The 14,136-nt window shown below is 54.6% G+C and carries 9 protein-coding genes and 4 tRNA genes; 1 reads left to right on the top strand and 12 read right to left on the bottom strand.

What is annotated here, in order from left to right:
- Positions 1 to 172: 172 nt before the first annotated feature.
- From AC19YQ_RS18450 to AC19YQ_RS18495, 10 genes are all read right to left on the bottom strand, one after another.
- Positions 173 to 2,044 carry a SurA N-terminal domain-containing protein gene (locus AC19YQ_RS18450; protein ID WP_133077953.1) on the bottom strand — a complete coding sequence of 624 codons (1,872 nt, stop codon included), beginning with the start codon at positions 2,042 to 2,044 and terminating at the stop codon, positions 173 to 175.
- A gap of 229 nt (positions 2,045 to 2,273) precedes the next feature.
- Positions 2,274 to 2,546 (bottom strand): HU family DNA-binding protein, encoded by a 273-nt coding sequence (locus AC19YQ_RS18455; RefSeq protein WP_016782315.1) that lies wholly within the window; start codon positions 2,544 to 2,546, stop codon positions 2,274 to 2,276.
- A gap of 148 nt (positions 2,547 to 2,694) precedes the next feature.
- The gene (lon, locus tag AC19YQ_RS18460; protein WP_133077954.1) at positions 2,695 to 5,091 is read right to left on the bottom strand and encodes an endopeptidase La; all 2,397 of its coding nucleotides are present in this window, start codon (positions 5,089 to 5,091) and stop codon (positions 2,695 to 2,697) included.
- 163 nt (positions 5,092 to 5,254) lie between these two features.
- Complete coding sequence (gene clpX, locus AC19YQ_RS18465) at positions 5,255 to 6,538, bottom strand: ATP-dependent Clp protease ATP-binding subunit ClpX (protein ID WP_046809721.1); 1,284 nt, start codon at positions 6,536 to 6,538, stop codon at positions 5,255 to 5,257.
- A gap of 106 nt (positions 6,539 to 6,644) precedes the next feature.
- On the bottom strand, positions 6,645 to 7,286 hold the full coding sequence (gene clpP / locus AC19YQ_RS18470; RefSeq protein WP_016782312.1) for an ATP-dependent Clp endopeptidase proteolytic subunit ClpP: 642 nt from the start codon (positions 7,284 to 7,286) through the stop codon (positions 6,645 to 6,647).
- A gap of 90 nt (positions 7,287 to 7,376) precedes the next feature.
- The gene (gene tig / locus AC19YQ_RS18475; protein ID WP_133077955.1) at positions 7,377 to 8,687 is read right to left on the bottom strand and encodes a trigger factor; all 1,311 of its coding nucleotides are present in this window, start codon (positions 8,685 to 8,687) and stop codon (positions 7,377 to 7,379) included.
- Positions 8,688 to 9,045: 358 nt separating this feature from the next.
- Positions 9,046 to 9,121: transfer RNA gene (locus AC19YQ_RS18480), tRNA-His, on the bottom strand.
- 87 nt (positions 9,122 to 9,208) lie between these two features.
- Positions 9,209 to 9,293: transfer RNA gene (locus tag AC19YQ_RS18485), tRNA-Leu, on the bottom strand.
- A 55-nt stretch (positions 9,294 to 9,348) separates the two neighbouring features.
- A tRNA-His gene (locus AC19YQ_RS18490) sits at positions 9,349 to 9,424 on the bottom strand.
- Between the two features lie 40 nt (positions 9,425 to 9,464).
- Positions 9,465 to 9,541 (bottom strand) — tRNA-Arg (locus AC19YQ_RS18495).
- 280 nt (positions 9,542 to 9,821) lie between these two features.
- On the opposite strand from AC19YQ_RS18495, the gene folD reads away from it, so the two are divergent.
- Positions 9,822 to 10,676 (top strand): bifunctional methylenetetrahydrofolate dehydrogenase/methenyltetrahydrofolate cyclohydrolase FolD, encoded by an 855-nt coding sequence (gene folD / locus AC19YQ_RS18500; RefSeq protein ID WP_235574359.1) that lies wholly within the window; start codon positions 9,822 to 9,824, stop codon positions 10,674 to 10,676.
- Positions 10,677 to 10,793: 117 nt separating this feature from the next.
- Here folD and cysS read toward each other — a convergent pair whose 3' ends face one another.
- Positions 10,794 to 12,176, bottom strand: coding sequence for a cysteine--tRNA ligase (gene cysS, locus AC19YQ_RS18505; protein WP_133077957.1), 1,383 nt, complete (start codon positions 12,174 to 12,176; stop codon positions 10,794 to 10,796).
- 22 nt (positions 12,177 to 12,198) lie between these two features.
- Positions 12,199 to 13,896, bottom strand: coding sequence for a glutamine--tRNA ligase/YqeY domain fusion protein (locus AC19YQ_RS18510; RefSeq protein WP_133077958.1), 1,698 nt, complete (start codon positions 13,894 to 13,896; stop codon positions 12,199 to 12,201).
- Positions 13,897 to 14,136 lie beyond the last annotated feature (240 nt).

The raw sequence follows: 14,136 nt of genomic DNA on the forward strand, positions 1-14,136 counted from the left end.
GCGTTTTTTTGCACTGCGATTGCCTTTGGGAGCGGGCTTGCTCGCGATAGCATCAACACAGTCTGCCTGATACATCGCGCCGCCTGATCGCGAGCAACCCGCTCTACCACTGAAAACAGGCAAAAAAATGGCCGCTCAATGAGCGGCCATTTTCAGTGAAGCGGGAGAACCCTTAGTAGCGCTCAACCTTGGCTTCGTTTTCCAACTGCTTGCGGTAGGCAGCAAAGTCCTGCTGGCCAACACGTGAAGCGAGGAAGCGACGGTACGAGGCCTTCTCTTCTTCCGTCGGCGCTACCGCGTCGTTGACGCCATTCAGGCGCAATACAACGACACTGCCATCAGCCAAGGTCACACTGCCAAATGTCGGCTTGTCCTTGGATACAGGCTTGGGCATGCGGAACACAGCTTGCAGCACGGCCGGATCAATACCTTCCTGACCACGGGCAACTGCTTCCTGGACCTTCCACGACTGACCATCAATTGGCTGATTCAACGGCAGTTTGCCATCGCGCAGTTCCTTGATGATTTCTTCAGCGCGGGTTTTGGCCGCTGCACTTGCGTGCTCTTTGACCAGTTGTGCCCGGATGCTCGAGGCAACAGCTTCCAGCGGCAACTGCTCTGGCTTGCGGTGCTCCTTGACGCGCAACACGACTACGGTCTCAGGATCGAGCTCGATAGCTGTGCTGTTAGCACCTTCATCCATCACTTCGGTGCTGAATGCGGCTTGAATCACAGCGCGGTTGGCTGCGATACCTTCACCACCCTCACGACCAAATGGCGCAGAGGTATGCACGGTCAGTTTCAGCTCTTGAGCAGGCTGAACCAGATCGGACGCTTCAAATGCAGAGTCTTCCAATTGCTTGGTTGCATCCACAAAGCGGCGTTCGACCTGCTGGGTTTTCAGGTCATGGGTCAGCTTGTCTTTCAGGCTGGCAAAGCTCGGCACTTCAGGTGCTTCGACGCCCAGCAACTTGATCAGGTGGTAACCGTAGGTGGTCCGCACCGGCTCCGAAACCTGGTCCTGCTTCAACGCATAGACTGCAGTTTCGAACACAGGATCGTAGACACCCTGCCCTGCAAAGCCCAAGTCACCACCATTGGCAGCCGAGCCCGGATCCTGGGAAAACTCTTTGGCCAGAGCCTCGAAGCTTTCACCTTTGGCCAGACGCTGCTGAATCTCGGCGATCTTGGCTTTGGCCTGCTCGTCGCTGACCTTGTCGTTGACTTCAATCAAGATATGCGCAGCCCGGCGTTGTTCAGCCAGGTTAGCGATTTCCTTTTGATACAAGGCTTGCAGTTCATCGTCTTTCACGGCCACCTGGTCAAAGAAAGAAGATTTCTTCAACTCGATATAGTCGATCACGACCTGATCAGGAGTCATGAACTCCTTGGCGTGCTCGTCGTAGTAAGCCTTGACTTCGTCATCGCTCAGCTTCACCGCAGCCGGGTCGGCCTTGATGTTCACAGAAGCGAAATCGCGGGTCTGCTTTTCGAGACGGGCAAAAGCATTGACCTGTTCATCGGTCACAAATCCACTGCCTGCCAAACCGGCACGCAACTGACCAATCAACATTTCCTGGCCCAGCATGTCGCGGAACTGAAGGCGGCCGTAACCCAGTTGACGAATCACCTGATCGAAACGCTCAGGGCTGAATTTGCCATCTTCCTGAAATTCAGGGGTTTGCAGAATGACTTGATCCAGAGCGGCCTCAGAGAACGAAAACTTCGCGTCTTTAGCGCCTTGCAGCAACAGCTTGCGATCAATCAACCCTTTGAGGGCCGCTTCACGCAGCATTTTTTCATCCAGCAACGAAGAGTCAAAATCCTTGCCCAGCTGCTGCAGCAACTGACGACGTTGCATGTCGACGGCCTGGCTCAGCTCAACTTGAGTGACTTCTTCACCGTTAACCTTGGCGGCATCCTGGCTGGTAGAGGTGGCTTGAAAAATGGCATCGAAACCGGTCAACGCCATTAACGCGACGATGACACCGATGATGGTCTTGGCAATCCAGCCTTGTGAATTGTCCCTGATATTTTGCAGCATGCTTCCCCCAGAAACGGTCTTGCATAATGAGCAACCGTGGAGCGTGGGTAGAGTCCGGATAGAAGAAAGGCGCATCCGAGGATGCGCCTTCTCGTAACTGGCGGAGCGGACCGGGCTCGAACCCGCGACCCCCGGCGTGACACGACGATGTAGCCACCGACTGCACTACCGCTCCGCTGCCAAGCCTGGCGTGCGCCTGACCCGGTTGGGTAAAAAGTGTTACAGAAACTTAGTTAACCGCTTCTTTCAGTGCTTTACCGGCTTTGAAGCCTGGTTTTTTAGCAGCAGGAATTTCCAGCGTTTTACCGGTCTGTGGGTTACGACCAATACGAGCAGGACGATCGGTTACAGAGAAAGTACCAAAACCAACCAGTACCACAGAGTCGCCAGCCTTAAGAGCGCCAGTGACGGATTCGATTACTGCGTCCAGCGCACGGCCAGCTGCAGCTTTCGGGATATCAGCAGATGCAGCGATAGCATCAATCAGTTCCGACTTGTTCACTCTAAGTCCCCTTATATCTATCTGAGTATGTTTCTAAAGTTTTTTGGTAAAAGCAAAACGACTGCTGAAGCACTTACGGACACTTATAGAGCCGCTTTATAACAAGGGCTCTAAAAAGCGTCAAGAAAGCCCATCAGGCGAATCCGTATTAATGCGTGCTAATTCTTTCCTTAGAGTCAGACTCTCGCTTCTCATCCTTGGCAACAATCTCGGGAGCCACATCCGGCAAGGGCTCCGGGGCGTATTGCAGCGCAATTTGCAGGACCTCGTCAATCCATTTAACGGGTTTGATCTGAAGATCCTGTTTGATGTTGTCAGGAATTTCCTTCAAATCACGAACGTTTTCTTCAGGGATAATTACAGTTTTGATGCCACCACGGTGTGCAGCAAGTAATTTTTCCTTCAGACCACCAATCGCGAGTACCTGACCACGAAGGGTAATTTCACCGGTCATGGCAACATCGGCGCGTACCGGAATCAGGGTCAATGCCGAGACCAGAGCAGTACACATCCCCACACCTGCACTAGGGCCATCCTTAGGCGTCGCGCCTTCCGGCATGTGAATGTGAATATCGCGTTTCTCGTGGAAATCCAACGGGATACCCAGGCTCTTGGCACGGCTTCGGACCACCGTCAACGCAGCGGTGATTGACTCTACCATCACGTCACCCAGCGAACCGGTCTTGATCAACTGGCCCTTTCCGGGCACTACGGCCGCTTCGATGGTCAGCAATTCGCCACCCACTTGAGTCCATGCCAGACCGGTCACTTGACCGATTTGATCCTGAACCTCGGCCAAGCCGTAGCTGAATTTTCTTACACCTAAAAAGTGCTCAAGCAGCTCTGGGGTGACGGTAACAGCAAAGCGTTTTTCCATCGCATGCTCTTTGACCGCCTTGCGGCAAATCTTCGCAATCTGGCGCTCAAGGCCACGTACACCGGCTTCGCGGGTGTAGTAACGGATGATGTCCCGGATTGCTTCGTTGTCAAATGCCAGCTCGCCCTTCTTCAAGCCATTGGCTTCGATTTGCTTTGGAGCCAGGTATTTGACAGCGATATTGATTTTTTCGTCTTCGGTGTAGCCAGGCAGACGAATGACTTCCATCCTGTCCAGCAACGCTGGCGGGATGTTCATCGAGTTGGAGGTGCACAGGAACATCACATCGGACAGGTCGTAGTCGACCTCGAGGTAATGGTCATTGAAATTGTGGTTCTGCTCGGGATCAAGTACTTCAAGCAATGCCGAAGCCGGATCGCCGCGCATGTCACTGCCCATCTTGTCGATTTCATCGAGAAGGAACAGCGGGTTGCGCACGCCAACCTTGGTCATCTTTTGAATCAATCTTCCTGGCATCGAGCCTATGTAAGTACGACGATGACCACGAATTTCTGCTTCATCTCGCACGCCACCCAAGGCCATACGTACGAATTTACGGTTTGTTGCGTGGGCAATGGACTCGGCGAGCGAGGTTTTACCAACGCCTGGAGGACCGACCAGGCACAGAACTGGGCCACGAATTTTCTTCACGCGCTTTTGCACGGCGAGATATTCGAGGATCCGCTCTTTGACTTCATCTAGACCGTAGTGGTCTGCGTCCAGAATGTCTTCAGCGCGCTTGAGATCCAGACGCACCTTACTCTGCGCCTTCCACGGCACCTGCACCAGCCAGTCGATGTAGGAGCGCACTACAGTGGCTTCTGCAGACATTGGCGACATTTGCTTGAGCTTGTTCAGCTCTGCCTGGGCCTTGGCCATTGCGTCTTTAGGCAAGCCCGCAGCGTCGATGCGTTTTTTCAGCTCTTCGATTTCGTTGTGACCTTCGTCACCATCGCCCAGCTCCTTCTGAATGGCCTTCATCTGCTCATTCAGGTAGTACTCGCGTTGGCTGCGCTCCATTTGCTTTTTGACACGGCCACGAATGCGTTTTTCCACTTGCAGCAGGTCAATCTCGGCATCCAGCAGTGCCAGAACGTGCTCAACCCGGGCCTGCAAGTCGATGATTTCGAGGATTTCCTGCTTCTGCTCGATTTTCAGCGCCATGTGCGCGGCCATCGTATCGACCAGGCGGCTTGGCTCATCAATGCTGTTAAGCGAAGACAGAACCTCGGCCGGGACTTTTTTGCCCAGCTGCACGTATTGCTCGAACTGCGAAAGCAGACTGCGAACGAAGACCTCGGATTCACGATCCGGGGCAGCCACTTCGTCAATCAAGGAGACTTCGGCACTCAGATAACCATCTGCCTGGCCAAAACGCTCAACTGCACCGCGCTGCTCACCCTCGACCAGCACTTTGACCGTACCGTCCGGGAGCTTGAGCAGTTGCAGGACAGTTGCAATGGTGCCGACGCGATAGAGCGCATCTTCGCCCGGATCGTCGTCAGCCGGATTCTTTTGAGCCAACAGCAGAATCTGCTTGTCGCCCGTCATCGCAGCCTCAAGGGCCTCGATCGACTTCTCGCGTCCCACGAACAGTGGGATCACCATGTGCGGATATACAACAACATCACGCAACGGCAGGAGAGGCAATTCGATGGTTGTCTTCATGATTTCGCCTCTACGGCGGCCAAAAGGCCGTAATCAGATGGATGTAAGCTTGAAGCCAAGATGGGGGCAGTCTTGAAAAAAAACAAGCGTTGAACGACAGGAAAAACAAAGGGGCCCGAAGGCCCCTTCTTTAACACGCAATGTGTAATGCCCGGCATTACGTTTACGCGTCAGGTGCAACCTTGGCAGTCGCTTCGTTGTTTTCATAGATCAACAACGGCTTGGACTTGCCTTCTATAACGCTTTCGTCGATCACAACTTTACTCACCTCGGATTGCGAGGGGATTTCGTACATTGTGTCGAGCAGCACGCCTTCAAGAATCGAACGCAGGCCACGAGCGCCAGTTTTACGCTCCAGAGCACGCTTGGCTACGGCCTTCAATGCGTCAGCACGGAACTCGAGATCAACACCTTCCATCTCGAACAGCTTCGCGTACTGCTTGGTCAACGCATTTTTAGGCTCGGTCAAAATCTGCATCAAAGCAGTTTCGTCCAGCTCATCAAGCGTTGCCAGAACAGGCAGACGACCCACGAACTCCGGGATCAGACCAAACTTGACCAAATCATCAGGTTCGACTTCACGCAGGGATTCGCCAACCTTCTTGCCCTCTTCCTTGCTGCGCACTTCAGCACTGAAGCCGATGCCGCCGCGAGTCGAGCGGGCCTGCACAACCTTCTCCAGGCCCGAGAACGCACCGCCACAGATAAACAGGATGTTGCGGGTATCAACCTGCAAGAACTCCTGCTGTGGGTGCTTGCGACCACCTTGGGGTGGAACGGAAGCCACGGTGCCCTCGATAAGCTTGAGCAAAGCCTGCTGCACACCTTCACCGGAAACATCACGGGTAATCGAAGGGTTGTCAGATTTGCGCGAAATCTTGTCGATTTCATCGATGTAGACAATACCCATCTGGGCTTTCTCTACGTCGTAATCGCATTTCTGCAGCAGCTTCTGAATGATGTTCTCAACGTCTTCACCCACGTAACCAGCTTCAGTCAGCGTGGTCGCGTCAGCAATAGTGAAAGGCACATTCAGCAGACGAGCCAAGGTTTCTGCCAGCAAGGTCTTACCCGAGCCGGTTGGGCCGATCAGCAAAATATTGCTCTTGCCGAGTTCAACGTCGTCGTTCTTTTTGTCACGCTGGTTAAGGCGCTTGTAGTGGTTGTACACCGCTACAGCCAAAACCTTTTTGGCACGTTCCTGACCAATGACGTATTGATCAAGGATGCCGCTGATTTCTTTTGGCGAAGGTAATTTATGCGCGCTGCTCTCGGCCTGGGCTTCCTGCACCTCCTCACGGATGATGTCATTGCACAGGTCAACGCATTCGTCGCAGATAAAGACCGAGGGGCCGGCAATCAATTTGCGCACTTCATGCTGGCTTTTGCCACAGAAGGAGCAATAGAGCAATTTGCCGTTGTCCTCGCCGTTGCGGGTGTCAGTCATTCGATCGATCCAAATCCGATAGGCTTGCAACACAAGATGAAGGCAACTGCGGGCTTTTTCAAGCCCGCAGGTGGTCGGTTAACCCAACCACCCACATTTGAGCTGCTTAAGCGGGCATTTGACGCTTGCTGAACACAGAGTCGATCAAACCGTATTCGGTTGCACGCTCGGCGCTCATGAAGTTGTCACGCTCAGTGTCACGCTCGATGGTTTCGAGAGTCTGGCCCGTGTGGTGAGCCAGCAGCGAGTTCAAACGATGACGGATGTTGAGGATTTCCTTGGCATGAATGTCGATATCCGACGCCTGCCCCTGGAAACCGCCCAGTGGCTGGTGAATCATCATGCGCGAGTTAGGCAGGCAGTGACGCTTGCCCGGTGCGCCACCGGCCAACAGGAAGGCACCCATGCTGCACGCCTGACCGATGCAGATAGTCGACACGTCAGGCTTGATGAATTGCATGGTGTCGTAGATCGACATGCCTGCAGTCACCGAGCCGCCTGGGGAGTTGATGTAAAGATGGATGTCCTTGTCCGGGTTCTCGGCTTCAAGGAAAAGCAGCTGCGCCGCAACCAGGTTGGCCATGTAATCTTCTACAGGGCCGACCAGGAAGATGATTCGTTCCTTGAGCAGGCGCGAGTAGATGTCATAGGCGCGCTCGCCACGGGCGGACTGCTCGACAACCATCGGGACCAGGCCGCCAGCGGCGTGGATATCAGAGTTCTGCTGAATATAAGAATTGCGGGACATGTCCGGCAGTCACTCCCAAATAGTCTTGTCTGGATACGCATAAGCCAGCTCGAGGCTGGCTTATGGTTGTGTTTTCTAACGAGTCAGAAATCAGTCGGCTTGTGGAGCTTCCACCGGCTTGACAGCTTCTTCGTAAGAGACCGCTTTATCGGTCACCTTAGCCTTCTGCAGAACAGTATCCACAACTTGCTCTTCCAGCACAACCGAACGAACCTCGTTCAATTGAGCGTCGTTTTTGTAGTACCAAGCTACAACCTGCTCTGGCTCCTGGTATGCGGAAGCCATTTCCTGAATCATTTCGCGAACGCGATCTTCGTCAGGCTTGAGGTCGAACTGCTTGACCACTTCAGCTACGATCAGACCCAGAACTACGCGACGGCTGGCTTGCTCTTCGAACAGCTCAGCTGGCAGTTGATCAGGCTTGATGTTGCCGCCGAACTGCTGAACAGCCTGCACACGCAGACGATCAACTTCGTTGGACAGCAGGGATTTAGGCACTTCGATCGGGTTGGCAGCCAACAGACCGTCCATTACCTGATTCTTGACCTTGGACTTGATAGCCTGACGCAGTTCACGCTCCATGTTCTTGCGAACTTCGGCACGGAAACCTTCCAGACCCGTTTCCTTGATACCGAATTGAGCGAAGAACTCTTCGTTCAGCTCAGGCAGCTTAGGCTCGGAAACAGTGTTCACAGTCACGGTGAACTCAGCTTCTTTGCCGGCCAGGTCCAGATTCTGGTAGTCAGCAGGGAAAGTCAGCTTCAGAACGCGCTCTTCGCCAGCTTTAGCGCCAACCAGGCCTTCTTCGAAGCCAGGAATCATGCGGCCCGAACCCAGAACCAACTGAGTACCAGTAGCGGAACCGCCAGCGAATACTTCGCCATCAACCTTGCCAACGAAATCGATGTTCAGCTGGTCATCGTTCTGGGCAGCACGGTCAGTCACTTCAAAACGGGTGTTCTGCTTGCGCAGCACGTCCAGCATTTTGTCCAGGTCGGCATCAGCCACTTCGGCGCTCAGGCGCTCGATAGCGATAGTGTCCAGACCGGTTACTTCGAATTCAGGGAACACTTCGAAAGTAGCAACGTATTCCAGATCCTTGCCTTTTTCGAAGACTTTAGGCTCAACCGAAGGTGCGCCAGCCGGGTTCAGCTTCTGCTCAACCACTGCTTCGTAGAAGGAAGCCTGAATCACATTGCCCAGAGCTTCTTGACGCGCATCAGCTTCGTAACGCTGACGGATCACACTCATTGGCACCTTGCCTGGACGGAAGCCCGGGATCTTGGCCTTTTGGGCAGTCTGTTGCAGACGCTTGTTGACTTCAGCCTCAATACGCTCTGATGGCACGCCAATGGTCATGCGACGCTCAAGAGCGGAAGTATTTTCAACAGAAACTTGCATGGATATTCCTCGTTGCACAGACATTAGCCGGCCGTTTCCGACCCCATAATCAAGGGCAAGCATTCTAGTGGGTCAAACTCAAGAAGTCACCCTACCGCAAACACCCTGAGAAACGGCCGACAGAATTTAAGTAAAAGCAGCCATTCGCCTCGCCTTCTATATAGATAGAAGCGTGTACCGATTATTTGGCGATAACAGGTAGCCTTTGGAGCCACCCAATCTGCGCGCATTGTCACACAAATCGTAAAGGACGCTAAGCATGCGACAAATGAGGCGCCGAGAGACACCCATATGTCCGTTTTTTCAAACTGCAGATACAAAAAAACGCCAGACTATTAATCTGGCGTTTTTTTAAATATGGGGTGGACGAAGGGGATCGAACCCTCGACAACGGGAGTCACAATCCCGTGCTCTACCAACTGAGCTACGCCCACCATAGTGCGCTTAAAACCCTGCTTGCCTGATGCAACAAACAGTTAAAACAAAAGAAAAAAGCCGCTACAAGCGGCTTTGTTCAAATTTGGTGCGGACGGAGAGACTCGAACTCTCACACCTTGCGGCGCTGGAACCTAAATCCAGTGTGTCTACCAATTCCACCACATCCGCAATTCAAACTTTTGAAGCAAAGACGCCAGACTATTAATCTGGCGCCTTCTAAATATGGGGTGGACGAAGGGGATCGAACCCTCGACAACGGGAGTCACAATCCCGTGCTCTACCAACTGAGCTACGCCCACCATATTGCCTGTACCGCTTACTTGTGCCAAAGCTGCCTAATGGCGCACCCGGCAGGACTCGAACCTGCGACCATCCGCTTAGAAGGCGGATGCTCTATCCAGCTGAGCTACGGGCGCCTTGTTAGCCTGTATTCTTTGACGACTACAAACCAAGTGCTTTCAGTATCACCAAGCTGGACAACAACTTCGCTCTACCTTCTTAACCAGTGCTAGGCTGTGCCCGACAAGTGCGACGAATGTTATAGGTGAGCCTTAAAGTCGTCAACTCTTTTTTGAAAAAAGTTTAGAAATATAAAGGAGTTAGGGCAATAAACAGACCAGGCGCCTTTGCCCTCGCGCCACGGCATGCGAGAATGCACGTCCTTTTTCCACCCTTTACGATGGTTAATCACGCGTAATGACTGCACAACTAATCGACGGTAAAGCGATTGCCGCCAGCCTGCGCCAGCAGATTGCCAAACGTGTCGCCGAGCGTCACGAGCAAGGCCTGCGCACCCCTGGTCTGGCAGTGATTCTGGTCGGCAGCGATCCTGCTTCCCAGGTTTATGTTTCGCACAAGCGTAAAGACTGCGAAGAGGTAGGCTTTCTTTCCCAAGCCTATGATCTGCCTTCTGACACCACCCAGCAGGACTTGACCGACCTGATCGACCGTCTCAATGACGACGCGAACATCGACGGCATCCTGCTGCAACTGCCTCTGCCTGCCCACCTGGATGCCTCCAAACTACTGGAACGCATTCGCCCGGACAAAGACGTCGACGGTTTCCACCCTTATAACGTCGGCCGCCTGGCCCAACGCATCCCGCTGCTGCGTCCATGCACGCCGAAAGGCATCATGGCCCTGCTGGAAAGCACCGGCCAGGATCTGTACGGAATGGACGCAGTGATTGTCGGAGCCTCGAACATCGTTGGCCGGCCAATGGCCATGGAGCTGCTGCTGGCTGGCTGCACCGTGACCGTGACCCACCGCTTTACCAAGGATCTGGCCGGCCATGTTGGCCGTGCCGACCTGGTGGTCGTGGCTGCTGGCAAGCCAGGCCTGGTCAAAGGCGAGTGGATCAAGGAAGGCGCTATCGTGATCGACGTTGGCATCAACCGTCAGGCTGATGGCAAGCTGGTCGGCGACGTGGTGTACGAGACCGCCCTGCCCCGCGCCGGCTGGATCACTCCAGTTCCAGGCGGCGTAGGCCCGATGACTCGTGCCTGCCTGCTTGAAAACACCCTGTACGCAGCTGAAACATTGCACGGCTAAACGTTCAAGCTGCTACAAACACAACGGCACCTTCGGGTGCCGTTGTTATTGGCGCCGCCAAAAGCAGGACAAACAAAAGCCCGCACTTGGCGGGCCTTTATTCATACAACGAGCAACCTAGTCAGCCAAGCGCCAGGTCGTCCCGCCCTTACCGTCTTCCAGCACAACACCCATCGCGGCGAGCTGATCACGAATTCGATCAGACTCTGCCCAGTCCTTACCGGCACGGGCCGCCAGACGCGCTTCGATCAACGCATCTACCTGAGCCGCATCGATCTTGCCTTCAGCACCCGCCTGCAGAAAGTCATCCGCCTCAAGCTGCAACACACCCAACACATCGGCCAGTTGCTTGAGACGCGCCGCCAGACCGGCAGCTGCCTGCAGGTCGGTTTCGCGCAAACGGTTGATCTCACGAACCATCTCGAACAGCACCGCACAGGCTTCAGGCGTACCGAAGTCGTCGTTCATGACCTGGGTAAAACGCTCAACAAACGCCTCACCACCGACAGGAGCAACCTTGGGCAGGCCTTTAAGTGCGTTATAGAAGCGATCCAGGGCCGCTTTCGCATCCTTGAGATTGTCTTCGGAGTAGTTGATCGAGCTACGGTAATGGCTTGAGACCAACAGGTAACGCACAACTTCTGGATGATACTTCTCCAGAACGTCGCGAATGGTGAAGAAGTTGTTCAAGGACTTGGACATCTTCTCGCCATTGATGCGAATCATCCCGCAGTGCATCCAGGCATTGGCGTAGGTCTTGCCGGTTGCCGCTTCGCTTTGGGCGATTTCGTTTTCATGGTGCGGAAACTCAAGATCGCTCCCGCCACCATGAATATCGAAGGTCTCACCCAGGCAGCAGGTAGACATCACCGAGCATTCGATGTGCCAGCCCGGACGACCAGGACCCCACGGCGACTCCCAGCTCGGCTCTCCTGGCTTGACGCCTTTCCAGAGCACGAAGTCCAGCGGATCATCCTTGGCCTCGTCGACTTCGATGCGAGCGCCAATGCGCAGATCTTCAATCTTTTTGCGCGACAGCTTGCCGTAGCCCATGAACTTGGCAACGCGGTAGTACACGTCACCATTGCCCGGAGCATAGGCGTAGCCCTTGTCGATCAAGGTCTGGATCATTGCGTGCATGCCAGGGATATGGTCCGTGGCACGAGGCTCCATATCCGGCTTGAGGATATTGAGCCGCGCTTCGTCTTCATGCATCGCCGCGATCATGCGCTCGGTCAGCGCCTCGAAAGGCTCGCCGTTCTCCCGGGCACGATTGATGATCTTGTCTTCGATGTCCGTGATGTTTCGCACGTAGGTCAGGTTGTAGCCGCTGAAACGCAACCAGCGGGTCACCAGATCGAACGCAATCATGCTGCGGCCATGACCAATGTGGCAGTAGTCGTACACGGTCATGCCGCACACGTACATGCGCACATTGTTACCGTCCAGCGGCTTGAATACTTCTTTGCTCTTGGTGAGCGTGTTGTAGATCGTAAGCACGGCTTTTTCCTTCAAAACTTGATCACTGGCCCCACGAATCACGCAAGGTCACGGTACGGTTGAATACCGGGTGACCGGGTTTCGAGTCCTTGATATCCGCGCAGAAGTAACCTTCGCGCTCGAACTGGAAACGGTCTTCCGGCTGTGCATTACCCAGCGAGGGCTCAGCACGACAACCGGTAAGAACCTGCAGCGAGTCAGGGTTGATGTTTTCCAGGAAACCGGCGCCATCCTCGGCCTTTTCAGGGTTCGGCGAGCGGAAAAGACGGTCATACAAACGCACTTCGCATTCGACGCTGGCAGCAGCCGGCACCCAATGCACAACACCTTTGACCTTGCGACCTTCAGGGTTTTTACCCAGGGTTTCAGGATCGTACGAGCAATGCAGTTCGACGATGTTGCCATCGGCGTCCTTGATCGCTTCGTCAGCACGAATCACATAGCTGCCGCGCAAACGCACCTCGCCCGCAGGCTCAAGACGCTTGTAGCCTTTTGGCGGCTCTTCCATGAAGTCGTCACGGTCGATGTAGATTTCACGGGCGAACGGCAATACCCGCACCCCCATGTCTTCTTTCGGGTGACAAGGCAGTTCAAGGTTTTCGACCTTGTCTTGCGGGTAGTTGGTGATGATGACTTTCAGCGGGCGCAGTACGCACATGGCACGGGGTGCGCTGTGGTCCAGATCGTCACGAATGCTGAATTCCAGCATGCCGAAGTCAACCACACCGTCAGAACGGTTGGTGCCGACCATGTCGCAGAAGTTACGGATCGACTTGGGCGTGTAGCCACGGCGACGGAAACCCGACAGCGTGGACATGCGCGGGTCATCCCAGCCATTGACGTGTTTTTCGTCAACCAATTGCTTGAGCTTGCGCTTGCTGGTGATGGTGTAGTTCAGGTTAAGACGGCTGAATTCGTACTGACGCGGGCGCGCAGGCACTGGCAGGCTGTCGAGGAACCACTCATACAACGGGCGATGGCTTTCGAATTCCAGGGTGCATATCGAATGGGTGATCCCTTCGATGGCGTCCGACTGACCGTGCGTGAAGTCATAGTTCGGGTAGATGCACCACTTGTCACCGGTCTGGTGATGGTGGGCGTGGCGGATGCGGTACATGATCGGGTCGCGCAGGTTCATGTTCGGCGAGGCCATGTCGATCTTGGCCCGCAGTACGCACTTGCCGTCCTCGAATTCACCGGCCGTCATGCGGGCGAACAGATCAAGGTTCTCTTCGACACTGCGGTCGCGGAACGGGCTGTTCTTGCCAGGCTCGGTCAGGCTGCCGCGGTATTCCTTGGCCTGCTCGGGTGTCAGGTCGCAAACGTAGGCCTTACCCTCTTTGATCAGGTAAATCGCCCACTCGTGCAACTGGTCGAAATACTGGGAGGCATAACGCACTTCGCCAGACCACTCAAAGCCCAGCCATTTGACGTCGCTTTCAATGGCGTCGATGTATTCCTGGTCTTCCTTGGCCGGGTTGGTGTCGTCAAAACGCAAATGCGTAACGCCACCGAACTCCTGAGCCAACCCAAAGTTCACACAAATGGATTTGGCGTGACCGATGTGCAGATAACCATTTGGCTCTGGCGGGAAGCGGGTCACGATCTGTGTGCATTTACCCGAGTCAAGGTCCGCCTGAACGATTGGACGCAGGAAATTGGCCGGGACAGCAGGGCCAGCCTTTGGATTCAGAGTGGGGTCGACAGTGGGCTTGCTCATAGGATCCTTGAACGTAACAGGGTGCGCGGCCTGGGTCGGCCGACTAAATCAAAGCGCCTATCATAGCCGATGCCGCCAAGTCACTGACAGAGCAGGTGCTCAATCAAAGCGATTGAAATGCCGGCTTTTAGTCCCCATATGGGAAAAACACCATCGAAATGCCGTGCGGGCACGCTAAACTCCGCCCGCGGCTGTATCTACCCAGCCAGCCTGGGGGATTGAGGTGCGTGTCACCGCGCC

Source organism: Pseudomonas sp. MF06569 (assembly GCF_059862735.1).